We start from the raw sequence: 24,544 nt of genomic DNA on the forward strand, positions 1-24,544 counted from the left end.
GGCCGGGGTTTTTCTTTTTGCGACCCTAGTCTTCCAGAGCAAACTCCACAGCCGCATCGGCATGGATCGCCGTGGTATCAAAAAGATCCAGCTTGGTATCCTCCTGATTGACCAGCATGCCTATCTCCGTACAGCCGAGGATCACACCCTCCGCCCCACGCTCGGCAAGGTCGTCAATAATATCTATGTACCTTCTGCGTGATTCATCCCTGGTTATCCCCATGCAGAGTTCTTTGTATATAACATCGTGCACAATTTTACGGTCGTTTTTGGTGGGTGTTATAACGTTAAGGTCGTGGACATCTTCAAGGCGCCCTTTATAGAACTCCTGCTCCATGGTGAAGGCTGTTCCGAGAAGACCCACAGTCTTGATCGCCTGCCTTCTCACAGCCCTTCCTGTGGCGTCGGCTATGTGAAGAAGCGGTACATCAACGCTGTCCTCTATGGCGGGGGCGACCTTATGCATAGTGTTCGTGCATATAACGATAAAGTCCGCCCCGGCACGCTCCAGCTTCATGGCCGAGCGGCTGAGCATCTCACCCATCCTCCCCCAGAGCCCCTCGTTCTGAAGGCGTTCTATCTCATGGAAGTCTACGCTGTACATGAGGATCTCTGCCGAATGCAGACCGCCAAGACGCTCACGCACACCTTCGTTGATAAGCTTGTAGTAGTTTACAGTGGACTCCCAGCTCATCCCCCCGAGCATACCTATCTTCTTCATGGTCTCTCCTTATTATCAGATATTATAACAGTCCGAAGCGGATAAAGCATTAACGTATTGCTGACAATATTCTGGATTTTTGATAACAACTCCGTCCTATAAGTAAAGGATTTGAAAACCGTTAATATATGGAGAGATGCCATGATTAAGCTTTCTAGAAGATCCTTTATCAAGACAGTCAGCGTAGCTGCAGCAGGAACAGCCTTCAACCTCAGCCTAACCGGCTGCGGCGGCTCGGGTGATGAGTACGAAACGGACACCTCCCTCTTTCCCCAGTCGGTGGTTTCCGGAGATCCCAGGGAATCAAGCGTTATCCTCTGGACAAGGATAGACGCATCCAAAACCGGCGAGGATGCACCCGAGCTCTCCCTGCAGGTAGCAACGGACAGCAAGTTCGACAACCTCGTACTTAACACCTCCGGTCTCTCAACATCCGCCGATACCGACCACTGCGTTAAGGTTAAAGTGACCGGCCTCTCCCCCTACACCACATACTATTACCGCTTCATATACGCAAAGGACGACCAGTACAAGAAATACACCACTAGAACAGCCCGCACAAAGACAGCCCCCTCCGCCGATGCAGACGTTGAGGTTAAGTTCACATTCCTCAGTTGTCAGGACTATATAGGCAGATACTACAACTCCCTCAAGCACCATGTGGACAACCTCACAGATATCGATTTCGTTGTATACCTCGGCGACTACATCTATGAAACCACCGGCGACCCCCAGTTTCAGGCACTTGAAGGTCGCAAAATAAACTTCAGCGACACATCAGAATCCGTTCAGCTGGGCAGCGGGGAGAGCTCATACTACGGTGCATACTCCGTTTCAAACTACCGCGACATATATAAAACATACCGTACAGACTCCGTTCTCCAGCGTTTCCACGAGCTCTTCCCCATTATCGTAATCTGGGACGACCACGAATACTCCGATGACTGCCATGCAGAAACAGCCACCTACTTCGACGGGCTCAAGGATGAAAAGGACCTCCTCCGCAGGCAGAACGCCGAGCAGGTATTCTACGAATTCATACCCGTGGACAATACGGAGAGTGGCGGACAGTTCGAAACCTCCGATGCAAAGCTTATCGGCGGTGCAGAGCATAAGGGTATCTACCGTGATTTCCGCTTCGGCAAACACCTTCATCTCGTTCTTACAGACTACCGTTCCTTCCGCCCAGACCACCTCATCCCCGAGGATGCCTTCCCCGGAAAGATCGTTATGGACAAGGCCGCCCTCATCTCCGTTTTCGATGGTATATACGGTGCGGGAGCAGGTGAAGGTGTATACGAAAGCATGAAAGCGGGATTTGGCCCCTATGTGGATATGACCCTTTCTCCATGGGACGCATACGCACCCGCACTGATCCCCACTCTCTCCGCCTCATACCAGCTCGAAGGCCTTGCCCAGGCAGAGGCGGACACAAAGGCGGCTTCGGATCTCTCCGAAAAGGTGAGCGCCTATGTATTCAACATGCTGGTAGATGCATATAACTCCCAGGCGGCTCAGCTCGGACTTGATCCCCTCCCTAAAATAGATGACAACACCTACAACAACATCCTCGACAGAGGAGTGGCATACCTGCACCTCGGCAAGCAGGGTAACTTCTCCGACATCGGCTCACGCTACGGCGTTCTCAAGGCAACCTTCGACCTTTACACAGCATATGCGTACATGAGCGATATGATGGCAGGCAAAACACCCGAAAACGTCTTCGGCGACATCCAGCAGGCATGGATAGATTCCACACTCACCGCAAGCGATGCTTCAAACATATGTTTCGCAAGCTCCGTTTCCACAAACTCACTCGTATGGGATCTCACATCCCTCGATATCCCTGCGGACTTCAAGCAGATGTTCTACGCCAACGTCGACCACTGGGACGGCTTTCCCAATAAACGCAAAGCTCTCATCGAACAGCTCAGCATGCTCAGCCCCAACACCTTCATAATCGCAGGGGATATCCACGCCTCCTACGTAGGCAAGCATACCGGAACCAACGGAACAGCCGTTGCTGATTTCACAGGAACCTCCGTATCCTCCAAAACCTTTGTGGGCATGGTGGAGAATGTTGCCGAGGTTATCCTCTCCTCCGGCGCCTTCACAGAGGAACAGGGTGATGCTGTGCGTGAAACACTGATAACAAACCTCGACCAGACGATGATGACGGCGAACCCCTCAATGGTTTACGCAAACTCCTACGACCACGGCTATGTAACCGTAACAGCAAACGGCGAAGGTGTTCAGGCGGACTATGTACTCATCAGCAAGGATGCGATTACGGAAAACTACTACAGCAGAATGGACGAACTTGAAGATATGATCGCAAAGAAGAGCTTCCTTTTCTCTGACAATAATGTAACCGAGATCTGATTCTGACAGAGGGGAGTAGACCTCCCCTGCTCTTTTTGTGGATAATCATGCACACCCCCTGCTATCATTATGATAAAGGGGGTGTTTATGTTTGAAGCTGTAGAACTTGGACAAAAGGTTTCCAAGAAAACTTTCGAAAAGGAGCTTCCCGAACTCCGCACACGTCTGATAAGAGCCCAGAACGCCTTTCAGTCCTATAAAGGCCCTCTTATGGTCATATTCCACGGGCTGGACGGCGCAGGTAAGGGTGAGCTCATGAACTATATCGGCGGGCTGATGGATCTGCGAGATATCGAGATTAACACCTTCTGGAAGGAGACCGAGGCGGAGAGCAAGCGTCCCCCATTCTGGAAATACTGGATGTCCATACCCCAAAGGGGGCACATAAGCTTCTCCTTCGGCGCATGGTATACAGGGCCGATGCTCTCCCTCGTTAAGAACGAAACAGATATACCCGTCTTTGAGAGGCAGATGAAAAGGGCCGCCCGCTTCGAGGAAACCCTCGCCAATGACGGTGCTATAATACTCAAGTTCTGGTTCCATCTCAGCAAAAAATCGGCCAAGGGTAAGCTCGATGTACTCAAGAAGAAGTACGGAAAAGGTGATATATATGACCGTGCCATGTGGCACAGGGAGAAGTACGACGCCATTGTGAACGCCGCCGAGCGGGGGATCAGAATAACAGACTCCGCCTCATCCAGATGGCATCTTGTGGAAGCGGATGACAAATGGCACCGTACAAAGAAGGTTCTGGAGATTCTCACCGGAACCATGGAGGCCGCCCTCAAGAAGGAGGAGGCAGGGGTCTCCGCACAGCCCCCAGGCAATATAAACAGTGCACCCCCCGTGCTCTCCCGTATAGACCTCAGCAACTCCCTCGATAAAGGGGAGTATAAGAAATCCCTCGCCAAGCATCAGGAGAGGCTTAACACCCTCGCATGGGAGGTCTATAACCAGGGGAAATCGGTCATCGCCATGTTCGAAGGGTGGGATGCCGGCGGAAAAGGGGGCGCCATCCGCAGGCTTGTTCAGGGTATGGATATCAGACTGGTAAGCGTACATTCGGTGGCCGCTCCCACCCGAGAGGAGATAGCCCACCACTATCTTTGGCGCTTCTGGCGTGATATACCGAGAGAGGGTTTCATCTCCATCTACGACAGATCGTGGTACGGCCGTGTTCTTGTGGAGCGTGTGGAAGGCTTTGCCTCTCCGCAGGAGTGGGGGAGGTCCTACGAGGAGATCAACGACTTCGAGGAACAGCTCACCGAATCGGGGATTATCCTTCTGAAATTCTGGATGCACATAAGCCCCGAGGAACAGCTGAAACGCTTCAAGCAGAGGGAGGAACTCCCCTGGAAGCAGTATAAGATAACCGAAGAAGACTACCGGAACCGAGAGAAATGGGAGCTCTACGAGGATGCGGCGAACGAGATGATCGCCAGAACCTCCACAGGCTTTTCCCCTTGGACACTCGTTGCCGGAGATGATAAAAGATATGCACGAATAAAGGTAATGGAAACATTTTGTGAAAAACTGGAGGGATCACTGTGAACACCTATATCGACTATTTGAAGGTTTATGTATACCCCTACGCTGTGGACATCCTCGCTGCACTGCTGATCTTTTTTATCGGAAGGATGCTCATACGGAAGATATCCGATCTGGTATACAAAATGATGCAGAAGAGCAAGCTCGATGAAACACTGGCGATATTCCTTAAGAATATACTCTATACAATACTCTTTGCCGCAATAATAATCGCCGCCCTTAACAAGTTGGGCATACCCACCGCCTCCCTTGTTGCTGTTCTCGGTGCCGCAGGTCTGGCCATCGGCCTCTCCCTTAAGGACAGCGTGTCAAACTTCGGTGCCGGCGTTCTTATCATAATGCTCCGCCCCTTCAAGGCTGGCGACTTCGTTAATATAGCCGGCCAGATGGGTGTTGTGGAAAATATACAGGTCTTCCAGACCGTGCTTAAAACATTCGACAACCTGACTATTTACATCCCCAACTCCACCATTATGGGAACGGAGATCGTTAACTACACCGCCAGAGAAACCCGCATGGTGAACCTTATCATAGGCATAAGCTACGATGACGATATCAAGAAGGCCCGTGATATTATGATGGAAACCATGGCCGCCCATGAAAACACCCATGACGATCCCGCACCGGTAACAGGGGTTCTTGAGCTTGGCGACAGCTCCGTAAACATCTTTGCACGCTCCTGGGTGGACACACCTAACTGGTGGCAGACCAAGACCGATCTCCTCCAGCAGATCAAGGAGAACCTTGAGGCCGGCGGCATAACAATACCCTTTCCCCAGATGGATGTTCATATACAGAAAGAGGAAGTCTGACATTGAGAGTTCTCCACGTTGACACGGGGAGGGAATGGCGGGGTGGACAGAGGCAGGCCCTCTTCCTCCACCGCAGACTCCCCGCACTGGGAATAGAAAGCTTCCTCGCACCGAGAACCGGTGGGGAGCTTGCAAGGATGGAGCCCGGCTCATACCCTCTCCCCTTCAGGAGCGAGGCGGACCCTTCGTATATACTCAAGCTGAACAGGCTCACAAAAGAGCTCAAACCGGATATTGTACACTCCCACGACAGCCACTCCCTCACCCCGTGCATTGCGTGTACATACCTGAGCCCTTCGGTGAAGCTGGTACATACAAGACGAGTGGATTTCCCCCTAAAGAAGAAGATGTTCAACAAATACCTGCATCCCAGAGTGCACCCCGTTGCCATATCCCGAGCTGTGGCGGATATAATGATAAACGGGGGGGTAGACAGGGAAAAACTGCGGATAATCCACAGCGGTGTAGAGCTGAACCACGGCATCGATGAAGCTCTTCGTGAAGAGCTCCGGCAGCTGTGGCTACCGGATGCTGACTTCACATTCGGAAGCCTTGCCAACTTCGCCGATCATAAGGATTACCCCACACTCCTAAAAGCATTCTCCCTATACGCAGAAAAAAGCGATAAAGGTAAACTACTCCTCGTGGGTGACGGCCCTCTTTTTGATGAAATGAAGGAGCTGGCCTCAACACTTCCGGGGTTTGACAGGATGATCTTCACAGGCTTCTCCCCTCACGTACATGAGATGCTGTCGCTTATGGATCTCTTTGTTATAACCTCTAAAACCGAAGGACTCTGCACCACGATCATCGATGCCATGAACTCACACCTCCCCGTCCTCGCCACTGAAGCCGGCGGCATACCGGAACTGGTTAAGGACGGGGTAAACGGGCTCCTCTGCCCCGTGGGGGATGCTGAGTGTCTCGCCTCGGCAATGGAGAGACTGGTGAACAACGAAGGATTCAGAGGGGAGCTTGCAGACAATGCCCCCTCCACTGCGGCGGATTTCTCCGCTGATGCCATGGCTTCAAAATACGCTGAATATTACCGTGAGCTCGTAAACGGAGGCTGACAATGCGTGGTCTTTACGTCCATATTCCCTTCTGCCGTAGCAAATGCCCTTACTGTGCGTTCTACTCCATCGATGGATTCACCGGGCAGCTGGCCGGGGAATACACCAATGCTCTCATAAGGGACTTTGAGTCAATAGAAAACAAGGACTTCGACACCCTGTACATCGGCGGCGGAACTCCCTCCATGCTCCCATACAAGGATCTGGAACGCCTCCTCAAGGCATTGCCGGGCAACGGAGCAGAGGAGTTCACCTTTGAGATGAACCCCGATTCAGCCGATGAGGATACGCTCAGAATGCTCGGTGATCATGGCGTAAACCGGATTAGCCTAGGCTGTCAGAGTACGGATAACGAGGTATTGAAGCTTCTTGGGAGGGTGCATGATCGTGACGATATATTCAAAGCGGTTGACATGGTAAGGAGCCTGACCTCTAAGGCGGATCTTAACCTCGATATTATATACGACATACCCTCAGTGCCCCAGGGTATAATCAGCACCTCATTAAATGACATAACATCCATGGAGCCGGAGCACATATCCGCCTATTCGTACTCCTTCGACACAGGCCACCTGCAGAACCTCCCCGGCTGGGAAACCGAGGAACAGTACCTTGCTACTAAGTCGTTTCTTCTTGACAAAGGCTACGAAAAATACGAGATATCAAACTTCGCAAAGCATGGGCACAGAAGCCTGCACAACATAAACTACTGGAATCTGGGTGACTTCTGCGGCATCGGGGCATCGGCGTGGTCGCTTCATAACAAAGCGGACAGGCGTGTCCACTCGGGCAGGCAGGAGAGCGTGGAGGACTACATAAATGACCCCCTCAACTTCGGCGAAGTCAGCACAACCGAAGGGACAGACCTGCCTAAGGAGAATGTCATCTTCGGACTGCGGATGCTGGACGGTGTAAATATCGCAGAAATTACTGAACGCTGGGGGGACTTCGATGGTCTTTTCAAGCAGAGGATAGACGAACTTATCAAGGAGGAGCTGCTGCAATGGAAGGAAGAAAATCTAGCCGTAACAGAAAAAGGGGAGCTTTTGCTGGACTCTGTGCTGGAGCGGCTCTGGTAGTTTTCTTTGCATTATCAGGCTCTGTGGATGCGGGCTGTGCTGGTGACTGCATGACCTGCCACGCCGAACTAAAAGGTACACCCGAACACAAGGTCCTTGAAACCTGTATCAAGTGCCACGAACCCGCCGATTCAAAACCGGCACTCCCCGGCATGGCATCATCGGACGGATGCGGAACACGCTGTTTCGACTGTCATAGCCAATGGCCCCAGGACGGCTGGCATGCGGAGCTCGAAAACTGCATAAAATGCCACCCTCCCCGTTAAACGCCGGATAGACTCTGCAGAAATATCCAAGAAACTATTATTCCCTTTATCTGAGGGAGTAAGGCAACGCTCCATCCCTTGAAGCGGGACAGTACTCTGGGGGATGTTTCTTTAAAGCGTGCTGAGGTATATTGCCAGTGCACCAAGGGTTATACTGTGGTTTATCCCGCCGTTTCTGGCGAGCTCCTTAACCTCATCAAGGCTGAGCTCAACGGGCTCCACATCCTCAAAGGGATCGGGCTGCATCATCCCCTTCGCTTCGCAACCCTCGGCCAGATATGCGTGGCAGTCGTTGGTAAGAAAGGCAGGGTTCGGCTTAACAGAGCCGAGGCGGCTTAATCTGCCGGATATATAACCCGTCTCCTCCTCCAGCTCTCTGGGGGCACCCTCCGCCGGGTCCTCTCCCATATTAACCGCTCCGCCGGGGAATTCCAGAGTTACCTCATCGGTTCCCACCCTGTATTGGCGAACAAGCACAAGCTTCCCCTCTTCGGTTACGGGCACAACGATTACCCAGTCCTTCATACGAACAACGGAGAAGGGCATGGAATCACCGGCGCCGTCGAAGTGATAACGCCGGTGTTCCACACTCAAAACTCTATCGGAAAACTTCTCCTCTATACCGAGGAGCTTCCATCTTTCTCTCATCTAGAATACTATTCCGCTTCCGCCGCTGTCTCCCCCCTGTCCGGGGTTCATTCCGCCAAGATTGTCCATGCTGGGGGTAATGCGGATGTTGCTCTTTGTCTCGATGTATTTGTTTTTAAGATCCTCAGGAAGGCTGTTGTACTCATAGAGTATCTTGTCCGCATCGATACTTCCGCCCGCCTCTTCCTCGTAGGGGAAGCCGAAGGGGAGAAGAGCTATCTGCATGCCGGAGTTGCCAGCTGGGATAGCCTGTACACTCACAACCTCTGTGAGCTTATTATTCTCTTCATCATACTGGGCAATAATTGTATCGCCGCTAACAAGTTTTACGAATTTGATATCTTCACTCATGTCCACTCCTTAATATTTATATGGAAAAAAGCACGGAGGCTCTTTATAGAAGAAACAATAAATAACGTACAGTTCGCTTCCGCAACCGTTTATATATATATTTGAATAAAATTTCAACGCATTTACCCCGATTCGGGGGTATCTTTAAATGCAAGATAGGGTGGATACAGATTATTTTTCTGTTGACAGGATAAGACCAAAACCCTATGTTCAAAAAAGTCAAATGGAGGTGTAATTATGGCTCATACTATCAATGACGCTTGCACCAACTGCGGTGTATGTGAAGACGAGTGCCCTGTAGGCGCTATCTCTGAAGCTGATGATGCAAGAGTAATCGATGCAGATACCTGCACAGATTGCGGAGCATGCGTGGACGTATGTCCCGTTGACGCTATAGAGGGACCCTAAGCGGTACTTTCGAACGACGGATTTAACTGCCCCGTTCTTATGTTCGGGGCTTTTTTTGAACCAAAAATACTACACTGGAAGTAGGATATGGGACTAATAAAAACCATTAAAGAAGAACTAGATACGATATTTCAGAGGGACCCTGCGGCGAGGAGTATTCCGGAGGTAATTTTCTGTTATCCGGGCTTTCATGCAATACTTTTCTACCGTCTCGGCCACTGGTTCTGGGTAAGAAAGCTATACTTCCTGGGACGTTTTACCTCCCACCTCGGTAGATTCTTCACCGGCATTGAGATTCATCCCGGAGCAACCATCGGCAAGCGCTTTTTCATCGACCACGGCATGGGTGTTGTGGTTGGCGAAACAGCGGAGGTCGGTGACGATGTAACCCTATATCAGGGCGTCACCCTTGGCGGAGTAAGCCTCAAGAAGGAGAAGCGCCACCCCACCATCGGAGACAACGTTACCGTGGGTGCCGGCTCAAAGGTCCTCGGACCCTTCACCGTGGGCGAAAATGCCAAGATCGGCTCCAACTCCGTTGTGGTAAAAGAGGTTCCCCCGAACACAACAGTGGTGGGAATCCCCGGAAGAGCTGTGGGGCAGAAGAAGGACGCCGTACAGGAGGCCCTCGATCACGACAACCTCCCAGATCCTGTAGCAAAGGCGATATCATGCGTTGTGGACAGGGTTGTGGAGCTTGAAAAAGAGATCAATGTATTGAGAGACAGGCTGAAAGACTATGAAGATAACGACTAAAAGCAGGTATGCAATCCGTGCCATATACTCATTGGTAATGCTCGGAGGGGACACTGAGCCGGTTGCACTGACACAGATAGCCGAGCATGAAACCATATCCAGAAAATACCTTGAGCAGATCTTTATCCAACTCAAGAAAGGAAATATCGTTACAGGCTCAAGAGGCGCAGGCGGAGGCTACGTTCTCGCCCAGGATGCTAAGGATATCACATGCAAGGATATCGTCATCGCCATGGACGGCCCTATAAACCCCGTAGACTGTACGGACAGCGAAAACTGCGACAAATATTCAACATGCGCTATTAACTGGTTCTGGATGGGACTGAAAAAAAATGTTGATAATTACCTCGAAAGTATTACGATAGACGACCTTAAGAAACAATCTGTCGGAGGAAATTATGGCGATTTACCTAGACTATAGCGCAACCACACCCACTGACAGGCGTGTATTTGACGCTATGGCTCCCTACTTCTGCGAAAAGTTCGCCAACCCTTCAAGCATACATGAGATGGGTCGGGCGATACGCGAGGATGTGGAAAAAGCAAGGAAGACCGTGGCAGACTTCATAAACTGCGAAGCACATGAGATAGTCTTCACTGCAAGCGGAACCGCTTCGGACAACCTCGCTATCAAAGGTATGGCCGAAGCGAAGAAGGGAGAGGGGAAGCATATTATAACCTCCTCCATCGAACACAAGGCTGTCCTTGAAACTGCCAAAAACCTCGAAAAGTCAGGCTTCGAAGTGACACTCCTCCCCGTAAACAGAGAGGGTGTTGTCTCCGTTGAGGATTTCAAGAATGCCCTGCGTGAGGACACCATCCTCGTATCTGTCATGATGGTGAACAACGAGGTGGGAACCATACAGCCCGTTCAGGAGATTGCGGAAATATGCCGTGAAAAAGGGATCATCATGCACACCGATGCCGTGCAGGCACTCGGTAAGCTCCCCATCGACGTGGGCGAGCTCGGTGTTCACATGCTCACTTTTTCAGGCCATAAATTCAACGCTCCCAAAGGTATAGGCGTTCTTTACATCGAAGAGAACCTTAAGGATGAGATAATCCCCATCGTTTGCGGTGGCTCCCAGGAATACGGACTACGTGCTGGAACTGAGAACGTTCCCAACATCGTGGGAATAGCAAAAGCGTGCGAGATTCTCAAAAGCGAGATGAAGGAAGAGGTCGAAAGGGTTCAAAAACTCAGAGAGCTCTTCGAAAAACGTATTACCGATGAAATCCCCAATACATACATCAACGGCGGCGGAGCCCCCAGAGTATGCGGTGTTTCAAACATAGCCTTCCGCCATATCGAAGGTGAGGCACTGATGATCTACGCAAGCGAGGTATGCTGCTCCACTGGAAGCGCATGCACCTCCGACAGCGTGGACGCTTCCCATGTGCTCTACGCCATGGATATAGACCCCGTAGACACCCACGGAAGCCTCCGATTCAGCTTCGGACGCTTCACAACCGAGGATGAGATAAACAGGGCATGCGACATACTCAGAGACAGCGCAGCGAAGCTGAGGGCTATGTCCCCCCTCGCCTGACAAGAGATCAATGACAAAAGAACATATAGAAGACCCTAAGGCCCGGCGCAGGATATACGCCGGGCTTGTTTCGTTTTACTTCCTCCACTTCGCAACGCTGGGCACGATGTTCCCCTATGCGGGCTACTTCTTCCGCTCACGTGAGCTTACAGGTACGGAGATTGGTCTATATCTGTCCATCTTCCCACTGATCCGTTTCCTGTTCACATCCAAATGGACGGATCTGTACACGGCATCCAACCACAAGCAGGCCTTCTTCATGGGCTCGGTACTCCTCTCCGCTGTTGCCATTATACCCCTCAAATTCGTGATGAGCCCTGTGCTCACAGCGCTCTGCCTGGCCTTTTTTGCCATAAACAGGGTCGGAGTTGTGCCCGTTGTGGACAACATAAGCATGACCTACAGCGAGGTTACCGGAACACCCTACGGAAAGATGCGTCTTTACGGCTCCATCGGTTTCATCTTCTCCGCTGTACTGACGGGCAAAGCATTAGACATCTACGGCGCAGATGCCTTCATCTTTGTCTTCGCAGGACTCGGGATACTCTCATCCATAACAGTTCCCATGCTGAGCCTGCAGGTATGGTCCGTCACCTCCAGAACAAGGGTGCGCCTCGATCCAGACAACAATATCCGTTTGCTCCTCTTCGTTCTTGTGGCGTACATGCTCACATTCTCCTTCCACAGCAACTTTTTCAACGTTCTGATGGATGAGGCGGGCTACCCACAGGCCTATGGCGGCTATATGTGGGGAGTTGGAGTAACCTTCGAGGTGGTGGCGCTCTATTTCTCCGGCTGGCTCACTAAGAAATACAGCGCAAGGGATATAATCGCATTCTCCATACTTATGGCCGCTCTGCGTTTCGGGATAATAGCATATACACAGGACCTCTACCTGCTCTACTTCGCAAACAGCCTCCACGCCTTCACCTTCGGAACATTCCACCTCGGCGTCCTCACATACCTGCGCAGGGTACTCCCCCGGGAGAAACAGCTCAGGGCGCAATCCCTATACGTAAGCTACGGCTTTGGACTCGGCGTTGTTCTCGGCTCCCTCATCTCTGGCGGAATCTTCGACATCGCCGGAAGCTCAGGAGTGTTCGCAGCAGCCTCCGTAATAGCCCTCATATCCGCCTTCAGCGTTATGTACTGCAGGCGTGATGAGCCCTTGCCAAGCTCATAAAAAAGGCTATAATTCTCTTATGAAGAAGCAGAACGAACTTCTCAAGGAACTCGAAGAGGCGGCAGGGAAGCTTAATATACGCCTTAGATACGAAAAAACCAAAGCAAGGGGCGGTCTATGCCGTATAAACGATGAAACAGTAATTATCATAGACCGCAACGCATCACCCATCTACAAAACGCAGGTTATAGCCGAATGCCTGAGAGGCTTCGATCTGGACGATGTTTTCCTCAGCCCGAGAGCACGAGAAGCCATAGAAACAGCCGATTAATGCCATGCACCCCTCCATCGAAGAGATATACGAGGCACTGAGATCCGCCTATAAGGATCTTGAAAAACCATCCATAACGCAGATATCCGAAGACAACGAAGGTGACCCCTACCGTGTCCTCATAAGTACAGTGATCTCACTCCGCACCAAGGACGAGGTCACCGTAACAGCCTCCCGAAAACTGTTCGAGCACGCAGATTCACCCGAATCGATGCTGAAACTCAGCGAGGAAGATATAGCAGAGCTGATTTATCCCGCCGGTTTCTACCGTAACAAATCAAAATCCATCAGGGAGATCTCCCAAAGACTCATTGAAGACTACGGCGGTGAGGTGCCCGATTCCATAGATGAACTGGTTAAGCTCAAGGGCGTTGGAAGGAAGACGGCAAACCTTGTCCTTGTGGAGGGCTTCAGGATACCCGCTGTATGCGTGGATACCCACGTTCACCGAATCTTCAACCGCCTCGGCTACGTAAGCACCAAAAATCCCGACCAAACCGAAACCGCACTAAGAGAGAAACTACCAAAGGAATACTGGATAGATGTGAACGAGATGATGGTCACCTACGGTAAATATATATGCAAACCGGTATCACCACTCTGTTCATCTTGTAAACTGGAAAAGAGCTGTGCTAAAATCGGCGTTACACGGTGGAGGTAGTTAATTGGGCCATAAAATAGACGAAAAAGACCGCATGATCATAAATATACTCCGGAAAAACGCCCGTATATCCTATGCGGATATAGCGAAAAAGATGGGTATGAAATCACCCTCAGTTATCGAACGCATAAAACGTCTTGAGAACGAAGGGATTATCTCCGACTACAACATATCCGTAGACTACAAAGCCCTCGGGTACGACATTCTCGCCTTTATAGGCGTATATATCGACAACGCCGAACACATCGAAGAATTCGAAAACACACTCAACACCCAGCTCGAAGAGGTGGTGGGATGCCATCACGTCACAGGTGAGTACACCATGATCCTCAAGGTGGCCACAAAGAACACCGAAACCCTCAGCGACATGATCAAAAAGCTAAGGGATATGCCGGGTGTTACCAAGACAAACACGATGATAGTTTTCTCCACCATAGTCGAAAGGTCGCGTCCGGTTTGACGAAAGTAAGTACAGTCATACCCGTATACAACCGCCCCCTCCACATTCGTGATGCCGTTGAGACAGTTCTCGCCCAGCATTACAAAGATAACGAGATAATCGTTGTGGATGATGCCTCCGATGCAGGTGTATACCGCTCCCTCAAGCCCTATCTCCCCCTCCTGCGCTACATCAGGCTCGACAGGAACTCCGGTGTAAGCGCAGCAAGGAATGCCGGCATAGTCGAGGCAAATGGTGAATACATCGCCTTCCTCGATTCCGATGACCTCTGGCTCCCCTTCAAGCTCAGGAATCAGATACCCCTCATGGAGCAGGAGGGTACCGCCATCTCCCATACGAACGAGTTCTGGTTCCGAAAGGACCGCTTCATCAATCAGGGTAATAAGTTCAAACGATACGGAGGCTTTATATTCGACAAGATCCTTGATATCTGCCGGATCAGCCCTTCATCCCTCTGTGTTCGGGCGGATGCCTTCAGGCGATGTGGGATGTTCAATGAGGATATGCGAGTTTGCGAGGACTACGAATTCTTCCTTCGCATCTGTGCAAAAGAAAAAGTTTCCTACCTTGAACTTCCTGCGGTTATTAAAAGAGCTGTAACAAATGATCAACTTTCCACCACCATCAAACACATAGAATCCATACGCTTACTTGCACTTCTCAATTTTTTAAACCATAATGGGGAATTGCCGAGCTCATTAAAGCGCAAGGCTATGCAAGAGGTTAACCGCAAGTGGGGCATCGTAAGGTCGGGCATATCGAAGGGTATGACGGCATCTTAGGGAGTCCGGGCATCTTGGCGGATCGGCGGGTGCGAAGGTTTTCGTAGGGTCGGGCATATCGAAGGCTATGACGGCATCTTAGGAAGTCCGGGCATCTTGGTGGATCGGCGGGTGCGGAGGTTTTCTTAAGGTCGGGCATACTAAAGGGTATGACGGCATCTTAGGGAGTCCGGGCATCTTGGCGGATCGGCGAGTGCGAAGGTTTTCGTAGGGTCGGGCATATCGAAGGCTATGACGGCATCTTAGGGAGTCCGGGCATCTTGGCGGATCAGCGGGTGCGAAGGTTTTCGTAGGGTCGGGTGTCTCGAAATAGAAGGCCTCTTGCAAAGCGAATTAAAACAACTTGTGATGCTACTCTATTTTCTCTGGCTAGCTTTCTCAGAAACTCAGCCTCCGCCACCGTCAACAGCAGGCTTTGCGGAGAAAATAATTATACTTATCAGAGCTTAACAAAAAGAGCTTTCGGCCGATTAGTATAGGGAGAAATCCCGGGTATTGGTAAGGTTATGAAAAGATTAGGTATTATTGCAGCTGTGCTGCTCTCTGTTTCATGTGCAACAACTGGCGTTAAAAATGACGCATCAGATAAAGCTCCCCAAGCGGAGCCTGTAAAACAGGTTTCCTCTGATAATGAGACCGAGCAGAGGGCCGAGATAGAGATTGAGTTCCCTGAGTTCACATTCCTCGGAGAGGAGTTAAGGAACAGGGAGCTGGACTACGCCCTCCTTGAACCGGGCAAGCCCGACTTCAGTATAGAGAATATCACCCACGACCGCTACGACTACGATGAGATCCCACTCGTGATGAACAGCCGCTTCGACTACTACGTGAAGCGCTTCGCCGAGGATATACCTAATGTTTTCCAGAAATGGCTCGAACGCTCAAACCGCTATCTTTATCTTGTTAAAGAAATCCTCCGCCGTGAGGGTGTGCCGGACGAGCTGGCTTACCTCCCCTTCACCGAAAGCGGATTCAACCCCACTGCACGCTCACGAGCCGGCGCAAGCGGCATGTGGCAGTTCATGAGGGGCACTGGCAAGGTCTACGGACTGGACGATAACTTCTGGATGGATGAACGCAGGGACTTCGAAAAAGCCACCACAGCTGCCGCAAGGCATCTTCGTGATCTGCATGAAGACCTTGGCGACTGGTACCTCGCCATGGCCGCCTATAACGCCGGCATGGGGAAGGTTCTACGTGCCATCCGCAGATACGGCACCAGAGACTACTACAAACTCGTACGCTACCGTTACCTTAAGCGTGAAACTAAGGACTACGTGCCCAAATACATGGCTCAGCGTTACCTTTTCTGCAACTACAAGCAATTTGGATTTGAAACCCCCGTGGAAGAACCGCTGAACTTCCGTAAGGTAAAGGTAAACTCCCAGGCCAACATGTACGTTATCGCAAAGCTGGCCGGTGTGGACTACGATGTCCTTACTGATCTCAACCCCGAACTCAAAACCCCCGTAACACCACCCATGGATGAATACTACATCCGCGTGCCCTACGGAACCGAAGAAAAAACACAGGAACAGATCGCAAAAATGAGCCCCGAAGAGCTCCTTCAATACAGGGTATACTACGCAAAAAGGGGGCAGCGACTAAGCACCATAGCACGAAAGTTCAACATGCCGGTTGAGGACATTCAGGCGGCAAACGGGATATACTACAACAGAATAGTGGTAAGCACCCCCCTGTTCATCCCTGTACTAGAACATTTCGATCCCGAACTTAACCGCAACTTCGTAAAGGATCTCAAGAGATACAACCCCAGGGTACACACCGTACGCCGTGGGGACACTATGTACGGCATTGCCCATAAATACGGCCTCTCCCTGTACGAGCTGATGTCCATGAACAGGAATATCAACCCCCGAAGGATCCGCCCCGGACAGGCTGTAATAGTATCAGTGGACTACAAAAGGCCCAAAAAGCACTACGTACCATCCAAAAAGAGCTACAACTACACAGCCTCAAAAAAGAACGTGGACGGTAAAAAGAAGGTTCACAGGGTCAGAAGCGGTGAGAATCTCTGGAATATCGCCAGAGCCTATGGAACCTCCGTAAGCTCCATAAAGAGCCTGAACGGCCTTGCTGGCAACACCATCAAGCCCGGCGAAACCCTCGTTATCGCAAGCACAAAGGACTCAGCACCCAAGACAGTTGTGAACCACACCGTAAGAAGGGGTGAGAGCCTTTGGGATATCGCCACCGCCTACGGAACAACCGTAAACGACATAAAACAGCAGAACGGGCTTCGTACAAACACTATACAGCCGGGTCAAAAGCTGAATGTTAAGGGTAACTCCATAAAGCAGAGGATGCACACCGTTCGAAGGGGGGATTCCCTTTGGGAGATAGCCCAGCGCTACGGAACAACTATCAGCGCCATACGCAGGGCAAACAGACTGCAGAGCAACACGATACAGCCCGGAAGCGTGCTCGTCATAGACTAAACAGCTTCCGGATTGTCTCGCTTAATACGGTTTACAGCCTTCTCCATCATACGCAGAAGGGTGTAAACCCTATTCACGTCCTCCCTCGTTTCATCGAGGGTTCCTGAATTGTTTATAATATAGTCCGCATAGCGGATTTTATCGCTCATAGGCATCTGGGAGGCCATTATTCTAAGTGCCTCCCTTTCGTTAATCCCGTCCCGCTCCGAAAGCCTTTCGAGCTGGGTTACCGGATCACTGTAGACAACTATCAGCGCATCGAACCTCTTATAGGTTCCCTTCTCAACACTGAGGGCGGCCTGGGTTATGATAAAAGCCTTATCGTCCTTACCCTTTATCTCCCCCACAAGCTCGTCCTCCCTGCGGAGGATATGCGGATGAACTATCTTCTCAAGTGCGAGCCTGCGCTTTTCGTTGCCGAATACGATACCCTTAAGTGCGGCACGGTCTATCTCACCGTTCTCGTCAAGGATCTCGCTACCAAACTCCTCGACAACCCCGGCGTATGCCCTTCCATCCTTCGCCATTACCTCACGGCTTATGGCATCGGCATCAATACTGTAGCAGCCGAGCTCCTCAAACATCTTCGCCACGGTGCTTTTCCCTGTGGCGATATTACCAGTTAGTCCAAGATACATTCCTACTCCGGTTGTTCATCACAGCCGTAGATTCTGCGCATTATACCAACCCTCTCCTCCTCATCCAGAGTAGAGAGGAGAACACACAGCTCATCCGGTCTGTACCCCCGGCATCCCCAGGGGCGATTTTCGTATATGGAGCATTTGCGCTCCGATGTAAGGTGGGAACATGGCTCACCAGCCCTCTTCCCAATCTCTTTTATATCAAAGGCGATACAGCACGCACCGCACATAAGGCACTCTATTCTGCTGTCATCCCTTGCGGACATGGTTCCTTAATACGCCGATTCCTTCCACCTCAACCTCAACAACATCGCCGTCCTGAACAGCGCCGACTCCGGGGGGTGTACCCGTGGCTATTACGTCACCCGGCAGAAGGGTCATAATCTCTGAGATGAAGGAGATGAGTGTCGGTATATCGAAGATCATCTGCTCCGTCGTACCGTCCTGCTTCGTCTCGCCGTTAACTCTGGTCTGCACCCTTTTGCTTCGCCAATCCATATCCGTCTCAATAAAGGGGCCGAAGGGGGCAAAGGTGTCAAAGGATTTCGCTCTGGTGAACTTCCCTTCCTCCTTCTGGATATCCCTTGCTGTGAAATCGTTCAGTGCGGTATAGCCGAAGATAAACTCCTCCGCCTTCTCAGGTTTAACGTTCTTGCAATGCTTCCCGATCACAACACCGAGCTCACCTTCGTAGTCCACCTGGGAGCTTGAGGGGGGATACTCGACAACACCCTCGTGGCTATTCACAGCCGTGGAGGGTTTCAGGAATATAAGCGGAGTTTCGGGAACCTCGTTGCCTAGCTCCTTCGCATGGGCGGCATAGTTCCTCGCCACGCAAACAACCTTTGAAGGGAGCACAGGGGGGAGGAACTCGATATCATCAAGCGAGTGTTCTTCCTCAGTTATTACGTATTCCTCAAAGAATGAGCCCTGAACACGGCGAACCTTGCCGTCCACCACAGCACCCTTTTTCTCCACCTTTCCATCTCTGAATCTAAGAAGTTTCATCTATCCTGCTCCCGTATTCCTTTCTAATGTAGCCTTCGGCTTTACTTCGACCCTCAAGCTCACCGGAGGCCAGTGCCTCCTTAACATCCTGCAGGATCTCGCCGAAAAGAGGACCCCTCTCCACGCCGAGCTTCATAAGCTCCTCGCCGCCGAAGGAGTCCGCCAGTTCAGGCTTTATATCCTCTTCAGCATTTTTTAGCTCACTGCTGAGGGTCTCATCAAACCCGTTCATACTGAAACAGATATTCAGTATACCGGCCGTTTCACGGCGGTTATTATACACAAAGCGCCTCAACTTCGCCACATCTAAACCATCCTCTCTCAGTTTAAGAAGCGCCTTAGCTCTCTCCGCAAGCATAACAGCCCGTTTCATGGAACGCACCGGATAGCTCAGCCCCTGCATTATATCCTTTCCATTCCGCTGACTACCAAAGAGCGCAGCTGATACATAATCAAACCGCTCAGCTCTATCCGCCAGCTCAAAGGCGGCGCAGGCTGTCTCCACATCATCCTTCGAAACTTCGGATACAAGCTCCCCCATCAGACCGCCGGCAAGCATCCCCCGCAGAGCCTCCGGTGCATTATCACCATAGAACAGCTTGCGGAGCTCCTCGAATATGCGCTCACTGGCCGTATCCCCTATGAGTTCGGCCTTCTCCGTCATCATCGCCAGCGTGGACTCCTCAAGGGACAGCCCGTGCTGGGCGAGGAATCGGAAGCCCCGTATTATGCGTACCGGGTCATCATCAAAGGCTCTATCATAGACACGGCGGAGTATCCCCCTGTCCAGATCGCTTCTATCTCCAATGAGCTCACCCGATGAGTTATAGGCTAGGTTGTTTATGGTGAAGTCCCTCAGCGCAAGGTCCTCCTCGATATTCTCTCCACGGGGGGCGGAGACATCGATTATAAGACCGTTAACCGAGAGACGCACGTTGTCCTTAAACTTTACAGCGGTACATTTCAGCTTTTTCTTAAGAAAGAATGCGAATTTTTCATAGGAACACCCGAAGGGAACGGTATCGATATCCGATGCCTCCCAGCCGGAGAGGGCATCACGCACGCATCCCCCCACAAAGTATATATCCGCTCCGAAATCCGCCGCCGCACTAACTATTTCACCCGAGAGCGGAAGATTGTCGAGGGATATCAGAACACCTCCGGCTTGCAGATAATCCGCCGGATCTTCATGTCCTGTATAAATGTATTCTGATAAGCCGCCCTGAGAAGCAGAGCGGTATCCGCACCTTTGGAGGTTCCGGCTATTGCTATAACGTCTTCATGGATATCGGGTATCCTCCCGCCGTCCGCCGCCATAACGGCCACCTCAACGCAGGTTTTAAGCCCTCTTCCGAAGAGCCTCAAGGTTTCGGCAACGATCTCCGGAACGCCTATCCCCTGCCACTTGATCCGGAAGGATCTAGTTATGGAACTGAGGGCGTGGGTCCCTGTATGCACATCGAAGCCCATGCTGTGCAGCTTTGTTAAATTTTCTTCATTCATCATGTGTTCGTTGGGTTTATGGAACCCTTCGTGGTATCTTACGGCGATAAGCTTGCCGCCGTAGCCGAGGCGGTCTGCCGTATCCTTTAGCTTAAAGGCGGTTTCGCCTGTGGACGTTGCCACAACGATGGCCTGCACAGATTCCTTAACAGCGGTCTGCACAGCTGTTTCAAGGGCTTTTTCCGTATTGACAGCCCCCGCCTCGCTAAAATAAACTGTATCTTTGGTTTCAAACATACCAACCTCCGGGGAGAATAATATTATGAGGATCCTGATTATATCCGACACCCACACAGATTCAACAGAAAAACTCCCGAAGGTTATTCTGGAGGAGGCCGCAAAGGCCGATACAATCCTGCATGCGGGGGATATTGACAACTACCAGCTCATTAGAGAACTGAAAAGTATTAACCCTTCGGTCTATGCAGTTAGAGGCAATATGGACGAGGGACTGGGTGACGGCTCGCTCCCCGCAACGAGGCAGATGAGCTTTGAAGGGGTTTTAATAGGCATTGCCCACGGGCACGGTAGCCCCTTCGGCCTTGAAAACAGGCTGTTGTATCTTTTCCCCGATGCGGATATAATCGTCTACGGTCATACCCATAAACCATTCTGGGGTGAAATCGGCGGTGTATATATGCTTAACCCCGGAAGCCCCACAGCAAACAGATACCAGAACAGCGGAAGCTACGCCGTTCTCACCATTGATGAAAACGGGTTCAACGCTGTAATCCATATTATTGAATAGAAGGGAATGATAATGAAAGTTGCTATTATAGGAGCGGGCAGCTCCGGAATCACTGCCGCCTACATGCTGATGAAGCATGGCGGCATTCAGGTTGACCTTTACGAAAAAGGAAACGATATAACAGTAAGGGACCGCAAAGAGGTTATGAGCGGATTCGGCGGCGCCGGTGCATACTCCGATGGAAAGCTTACACTCACCACAGAATACGGCGGCTGGCTTACTGACTACATGGCTGAAAGCAAGCTGGAAAGGCTTATTGATGAAGCGGATGATATATGGAAGACGATCAGCGGCGTCCACGAGATAGATTCAGCTGGAAACTATGAAAAGATCAAGGATCTCCAGTACCAGTGCAGCCGTGAAAACCTGAAGCTCTATCCTGCAAAGATACGCCACCTCGGTACGGACAACTGCCTCCTCTTCATCCAGCGCATGTCCGAGATGTTCCGTGAGTCGGAGAACGTAAACCTTATCTGCAACGCCGAGGTACTCGATTTCATCGTTGAGGACGACAGGGTTGTGGGTCTTCGTGTCCTTGAGGACGGCGAGGAGAAGGAAAAGCATTACGACAAGGTAATCAGCGCAGTGGGCAGAAGCGGAAACAGCTGGATGCAGGAGATGGTTCGCAAATACACCATGGACTACGAGCTGAACCCCGTTGATATCGGCGTCAGAGTCGAGGTCCCCAGGGCTGTTACGGACAACTTCACAAACGAACTTTATGAGTTCAAGATAAAGTATTTCACCAGAGAATTCGAGGATGAGGTCCGCACATTCTGCGTTAACCCCGGTGGATTTGTCTCCATAGAGAAGAATAAGAACGATCTGCTCACCGTTAACGGACACAGCTACAAGAACAAAAAGAGCGAGAACACCAACTTCGCCCTGCTCGTATCTACAAAATTCACCGAACCCTTCGACGAGCCACTTAAGTACGGCATGCACATCGCCGCACTCTCAAACATGCTCGCAGGGGGCAACAGCGTTATCGTTCAGCGTTTCGGTGATCTAACCAGAGGGCGCCGCTCCACGGACAGCAGGATACGCAAGAACTTCGTAACCCCAACCCTCAAGGATGCGATGCCCGGTGATCTCTCCTTCGTGCTCCCATACAGGTATCTGCACAACCTCATCGAAACCATCGACCACCTCAACGCAGTTATGCCGGGGATGAGCGATCCCAACACGCTCCTCTACGGTGTGGAGGTCAAGTTCTATTCCGTTCGCCTTAAGGTCGGCTCCAACATGCGCTCCAAGGATCTTGAAAACCTCTACTGTACAGGGGACGGAGCTGGACTCACAAGGGGCATTATACAGGCATCGGTCTCCGGCCTTATTGCGGCGAAGGATATAATCGGGGAATAATACCTGACATCACCTTGACTGAATACCGCACGTTTTTATGTTATATAACCATGAGAGGTGAACGATGAAAACAGCGGTATTCAGCACCAAGCCCTACGATATGGAGTACCTCGGCAGAGCATTTCAGGATGCCGGTATCGAGCATGAATTCTTCGAAGCGAGATTGAGGAAGAAGACGGCAAAGCTTGCCAGAAACTTCGAGGCTGTGTGTATCTTCGTGAACGACACGGCGGATGCTGAGGTTCTTGAGGAGCTCAGCGGTTTCGGAATAAAGCTTGTAACCCTCCGCTGTGCCGGATTCAATAACGTGGATCTCAAGAAGGCAGAGGAGCTTGGGATAAAGGTTACCCGTGTTCCGGCCTACTCCCCATACTCCGTGGCAGAGCACACCATCGGCCTAATGCTCAGCCTCAACAGGCACTTCCACAGGGCGTTCTGGCGTGTGCGGGAGGCAAACTTCTCCCTCGACGGACTCATGGGATTTGATATGCACGGCAAAACCGTTGGCGTTATCGGAACGGGCTCCATCGGAAGGGTGGTCTGTAGAATCCTCAACGGCTTCGGCATGAAGGTGCTGGGATATGATATATACGAGGATGAGGAGCTTAAAAAGCTGGGCATCACCTATACGGATACTGAAACGATATTCAAAGAATCGGACATTATAACACTGCACACACCCCTGACCCCCGAAACGAAATATCTTATCAATGAGAACACCCTCGCCATGATGAAGGAGGGCATAATGCTCATAAACACAAGCCGTGGAGGGTTAGTGGATACTAGAGCCGTTATCTCAGCACTCAAGAGCGGCCGGATAGGCTCCTTAGGCCTTGATGTTTACGAGGAGGAGGGGGATCTCTTCTTTGAGGACCTCTCAGACTACATCGTACAGGATGACGTTTTCATGCGCCTGCTCACCTTCCCAAATGTTCTGATAACAGGGCACCAGGCCTTCTTTACTACAAATGCCATGGAGGCGATCGCAGAAACAACAGCACAGAACATAAAGAGTCTTGAGGTAGGAAGGGAACTCGAAAACAGTGTTACAACGGAGAAGACAGCCTAAAGGATACTCCCGAGAATCCTGAAATCCACAGCGGCATCTTCAGTTGTGCAGAGGGTTATTATATACCCGTCAATGTCAAGGTGGGTGAGCTTGTAGTCTGTGTCCAGGTAGCGGACATAGCCGGGATAGACACAGGCATCGGACAGCGGTTCCCTGAGCCCCGTTCCGGCTGCCTTCATGGCGGCTTCCTTCGCTGTCCATAGCCTCAAAAACCGGAGGCCTGCCTCACCCTCCCCCTCTGCCAGGATGTGGGTCAGTTCCATCTCTGTGAGATAGTCCTCAAAATCCTCCAGTTCAATATCCCGTATCCGCTCCGCATCAATGCCAATCTCCCCTTTATTAACGCACCCTGCAGCGGCAAATCCTTCGGTATGGGTAATGCTGAAATCGGGGAAGCCATGGATAAAGGGCTTACCGGATTCCCCTTTCTCGATTTTGTCTAATATTGAAGTGTCACCATTGAGTATATGGGTCAAAAGGAGCCTGGAGGAGGCGTAGTTAATCTTAGGGGCATCCCTCTTAAAGCGGGCGCACCTCTGGCGTGCCGATGGGGGGAGCTTTTCCAGCATCTTCACAAGCTCCCCGTTCAGCGATGTTTTGTATCCTCTGATTAAAGCTAGTGCCGGTTTTTCCATTCAGGCCCTGACCTTCTTGTCGCCCGAAGCGAGAAGAAGGATAACCCCCATAACAGGGGTTAGAAGCAGGGAGGCGAAGAAATAGCCCCAGAACCCGAACTTTTTGTTAATACCGAACATTCCCACAGCGATACATATGCATAGATAGAGAAAGAAGCTCATATC

29 protein-coding genes are annotated in these 24,544 nt (G+C 51.2%); 19 read left to right on the forward strand and 10 right to left on the reverse strand.

Annotated features, from left to right (window positions below):
- Window positions 1–25 precede the first annotated feature (25 nt).
- A complete protein-coding gene (locus K300_RS0108360; RefSeq protein WP_022851219.1) occupies window positions 26–721 on the reverse strand; it encodes an aspartate/glutamate racemase family protein in 696 nt (231 codons plus the stop codon).
- 141 nt (window positions 722–862) lie between these two features.
- On the opposite strand from K300_RS0108360, the gene K300_RS15105 reads away from it, so the two are divergent.
- From K300_RS15105 to K300_RS16960, 6 genes are all read left to right on the forward strand, one after another.
- Window positions 863–3,103 carry an alkaline phosphatase D family protein gene (locus tag K300_RS15105; RefSeq protein ID WP_022851220.1) on the forward strand — a complete coding sequence of 747 codons (2,241 nt, stop codon included), beginning with the start codon at window positions 863–865 and terminating at the stop codon, window positions 3,101–3,103.
- A gap of 87 nt (window positions 3,104–3,190) precedes the next feature.
- On the forward strand, window positions 3,191–4,654 hold the full coding sequence (pap, locus tag K300_RS0108370) for a polyphosphate:AMP phosphotransferase (protein WP_022851221.1): 1,464 nt from the start codon (window positions 3,191–3,193) through the stop codon (window positions 4,652–4,654).
- Window positions 4,651–5,463, forward strand: coding sequence for a mechanosensitive ion channel family protein (locus K300_RS0108375; protein WP_022851222.1), 813 nt, complete (start codon window positions 4,651–4,653; stop codon window positions 5,461–5,463). The genes pap and K300_RS0108375 overlap by 4 nt, the downstream gene beginning before the upstream one ends.
- 2 nt (window positions 5,464–5,465) lie before the next feature.
- Complete coding sequence (locus tag K300_RS0108380) at window positions 5,466–6,536, forward strand: glycosyltransferase family 4 protein (RefSeq protein WP_022851223.1); 1,071 nt, start codon at window positions 5,466–5,468, stop codon at window positions 6,534–6,536.
- A 2-nt stretch (window positions 6,537–6,538) separates the two neighbouring features.
- A complete protein-coding gene (gene hemW, locus K300_RS0108385; protein ID WP_022851224.1) occupies window positions 6,539–7,615 on the forward strand; it encodes a radical SAM family heme chaperone HemW in 1,077 nt (358 codons plus the stop codon).
- On the forward strand, window positions 7,540–7,881 hold the full coding sequence (locus K300_RS16960; RefSeq protein WP_022851225.1) for a hypothetical protein: 342 nt from the start codon (window positions 7,540–7,542) through the stop codon (window positions 7,879–7,881). The genes hemW and K300_RS16960 overlap by 76 nt, the downstream gene beginning before the upstream one ends.
- Before the next feature lie 111 nt (window positions 7,882–7,992).
- On the opposite strand, the gene K300_RS15110 is transcribed toward K300_RS16960, so the two are convergent.
- Both K300_RS15110 and K300_RS0108400 read right to left on the reverse strand, forming a co-directional pair.
- Entirely contained in the window at window positions 7,993–8,529 is a 537-nt protein-coding gene (locus K300_RS15110) for an NUDIX hydrolase (RefSeq protein WP_022851226.1), read from the reverse strand.
- The gene (locus K300_RS0108400; RefSeq protein ID WP_022851227.1) at window positions 8,530–8,880 is read right to left on the reverse strand and encodes a hypothetical protein; all 351 of its coding nucleotides are present in this window, start codon (window positions 8,878–8,880) and stop codon (window positions 8,530–8,532) included. It lies immediately after the preceding gene.
- Between the two features lie 237 nt (window positions 8,881–9,117).
- Here K300_RS0108400 and K300_RS0108405 point away from each other — a divergent pair, with 237 nt between their 5' ends.
- From K300_RS0108405 to K300_RS15120, 10 genes are all read left to right on the forward strand, one after another.
- Window positions 9,118–9,288 carry a 4Fe-4S ferredoxin gene (locus K300_RS0108405; protein ID WP_022851228.1) on the forward strand — a complete coding sequence of 57 codons (171 nt, stop codon included), beginning with the start codon at window positions 9,118–9,120 and terminating at the stop codon, window positions 9,286–9,288.
- Window positions 9,289–9,375: 87 nt separating this feature from the next.
- Window positions 9,376–10,044 (forward strand): serine O-acetyltransferase, encoded by a 669-nt coding sequence (cysE, locus tag K300_RS0108410; RefSeq protein WP_022851229.1) that lies wholly within the window; start codon window positions 9,376–9,378, stop codon window positions 10,042–10,044.
- The gene (locus K300_RS0108415) at window positions 10,028–10,465 is read left to right on the forward strand and encodes an RrF2 family transcriptional regulator (RefSeq protein WP_022851230.1); all 438 of its coding nucleotides are present in this window, start codon (window positions 10,028–10,030) and stop codon (window positions 10,463–10,465) included. The genes cysE and K300_RS0108415 overlap by 17 nt, the downstream gene beginning before the upstream one ends.
- Window positions 10,443–11,594, forward strand: a complete 1,152-nt coding sequence (locus tag K300_RS0108420; protein ID WP_022851231.1) for a cysteine desulfurase family protein — start codon at window positions 10,443–10,445, stop codon at window positions 11,592–11,594. Before K300_RS0108415 ends, K300_RS0108420 begins: the two co-directional genes overlap by 23 nt.
- A gap of 10 nt (window positions 11,595–11,604) precedes the next feature.
- A complete protein-coding gene (locus K300_RS0108425) occupies window positions 11,605–12,777 on the forward strand; it encodes an MFS transporter (protein ID WP_022851232.1) in 1,173 nt (390 codons plus the stop codon).
- 19 nt (window positions 12,778–12,796) lie between these two features.
- Window positions 12,797–13,048 (forward strand): hypothetical protein, encoded by a 252-nt coding sequence (locus K300_RS0108430; RefSeq protein ID WP_026836374.1) that lies wholly within the window; start codon window positions 12,797–12,799, stop codon window positions 13,046–13,048.
- A gap of 4 nt (window positions 13,049–13,052) precedes the next feature.
- On the forward strand, window positions 13,053–13,709 hold the full coding sequence (locus tag K300_RS0108435; protein ID WP_022851234.1) for an endonuclease III domain-containing protein: 657 nt from the start codon (window positions 13,053–13,055) through the stop codon (window positions 13,707–13,709).
- Window positions 13,710–13,713: 4 nt separating this feature from the next.
- Window positions 13,714–14,169 carry an Lrp/AsnC family transcriptional regulator gene (locus tag K300_RS0108440; protein ID WP_022851235.1) on the forward strand — a complete coding sequence of 152 codons (456 nt, stop codon included), beginning with the start codon at window positions 13,714–13,716 and terminating at the stop codon, window positions 14,167–14,169.
- Window positions 14,166–14,951, forward strand: a complete 786-nt coding sequence (locus tag K300_RS15115; RefSeq protein ID WP_022851236.1) for a glycosyltransferase family 2 protein — start codon at window positions 14,166–14,168, stop codon at window positions 14,949–14,951. Before K300_RS0108440 ends, K300_RS15115 begins: the two co-directional genes overlap by 4 nt.
- A 506-nt stretch (window positions 14,952–15,457) precedes the next feature.
- Entirely contained in the window at window positions 15,458–17,410 is a 1,953-nt protein-coding gene (locus K300_RS15120) for a LysM peptidoglycan-binding domain-containing protein (RefSeq protein WP_022851237.1), read from the forward strand.
- Here the strand turns inward: K300_RS15120 and coaE are convergent.
- The 5 genes from coaE to K300_RS0108475 all read right to left on the reverse strand — a co-directional run bounded on the left by coaE (window position 17,407) and on the right by K300_RS0108475 (window position 20,799).
- Window positions 17,407–18,048, reverse strand: coding sequence for a dephospho-CoA kinase (gene coaE, locus K300_RS0108455; RefSeq protein WP_022851238.1), 642 nt, complete (start codon window positions 18,046–18,048; stop codon window positions 17,407–17,409). The genes K300_RS15120 and coaE overlap by 4 nt on opposite strands.
- A gap of 2 nt (window positions 18,049–18,050) precedes the next feature.
- Window positions 18,051–18,317: a YkgJ family cysteine cluster protein gene (locus K300_RS0108460; RefSeq protein ID WP_022851239.1), complete on the reverse strand. Its 267-nt coding sequence runs from the start codon at window positions 18,315–18,317 to the stop codon at window positions 18,051–18,053.
- Window positions 18,301–19,059 carry a fumarylacetoacetate hydrolase family protein gene (locus K300_RS0108465; RefSeq protein ID WP_022851240.1) on the reverse strand — a complete coding sequence of 253 codons (759 nt, stop codon included), beginning with the start codon at window positions 19,057–19,059 and terminating at the stop codon, window positions 18,301–18,303. The genes K300_RS0108460 and K300_RS0108465 overlap by 17 nt, the downstream gene beginning before the upstream one ends.
- Window positions 19,046–20,122 carry a tRNA nucleotidyltransferase/poly(A) polymerase-related protein gene (locus tag K300_RS0108470; protein ID WP_022851241.1) on the reverse strand — a complete coding sequence of 359 codons (1,077 nt, stop codon included), beginning with the start codon at window positions 20,120–20,122 and terminating at the stop codon, window positions 19,046–19,048. Before K300_RS0108470 ends, K300_RS0108465 begins: the two co-directional genes overlap by 14 nt.
- 86 nt (window positions 20,123–20,208) lie before the next feature.
- Window positions 20,209–20,799: a pyruvate kinase alpha/beta domain-containing protein gene (locus tag K300_RS0108475; protein WP_022851242.1), complete on the reverse strand. Its 591-nt coding sequence runs from the start codon at window positions 20,797–20,799 to the stop codon at window positions 20,209–20,211.
- A 25-nt stretch (window positions 20,800–20,824) separates the two neighbouring features.
- Between K300_RS0108475 and K300_RS15125 the strand changes: the two genes are divergently transcribed.
- The 3 genes from K300_RS15125 to K300_RS0108490 all read left to right on the forward strand — a co-directional run bounded on the left by K300_RS15125 (window position 20,825) and on the right by K300_RS0108490 (window position 23,744).
- On the forward strand, window positions 20,825–21,310 hold the full coding sequence (locus K300_RS15125; protein ID WP_022851243.1) for a metallophosphoesterase family protein: 486 nt from the start codon (window positions 20,825–20,827) through the stop codon (window positions 21,308–21,310).
- Between the two features lie 12 nt (window positions 21,311–21,322).
- The gene (locus K300_RS0108485) at window positions 21,323–22,675 is read left to right on the forward strand and encodes an NAD(P)/FAD-dependent oxidoreductase (protein WP_022851244.1); all 1,353 of its coding nucleotides are present in this window, start codon (window positions 21,323–21,325) and stop codon (window positions 22,673–22,675) included.
- A 64-nt stretch (window positions 22,676–22,739) separates the two neighbouring features.
- Window positions 22,740–23,744 carry a 2-hydroxyacid dehydrogenase gene (locus K300_RS0108490; RefSeq protein WP_022851245.1) on the forward strand — a complete coding sequence of 335 codons (1,005 nt, stop codon included), beginning with the start codon at window positions 22,740–22,742 and terminating at the stop codon, window positions 23,742–23,744.
- Here the strand turns inward: K300_RS0108490 and K300_RS0108495 are convergent.
- Window positions 23,741–24,379 (reverse strand): 4'-phosphopantetheinyl transferase family protein, encoded by a 639-nt coding sequence (locus K300_RS0108495; RefSeq protein ID WP_022851246.1) that lies wholly within the window; start codon window positions 24,377–24,379, stop codon window positions 23,741–23,743. The genes K300_RS0108490 and K300_RS0108495 overlap by 4 nt on opposite strands.
- Window positions 24,380–24,541 (reverse strand): hypothetical protein, encoded by a 162-nt coding sequence (locus K300_RS16890; protein WP_022851247.1) that lies wholly within the window; start codon window positions 24,539–24,541, stop codon window positions 24,380–24,382. It lies immediately after the preceding gene.
- Window positions 24,542–24,544 lie beyond the last annotated feature (3 nt).

Origin of the sequence: Limisalsivibrio acetivorans (genome assembly GCF_000421105.1) — a bacterium.
In the GTDB taxonomy this organism is placed as follows: domain Bacteria; phylum Chrysiogenota; class Deferribacteres; order Deferribacterales; family Geovibrionaceae; genus Limisalsivibrio; species Limisalsivibrio acetivorans.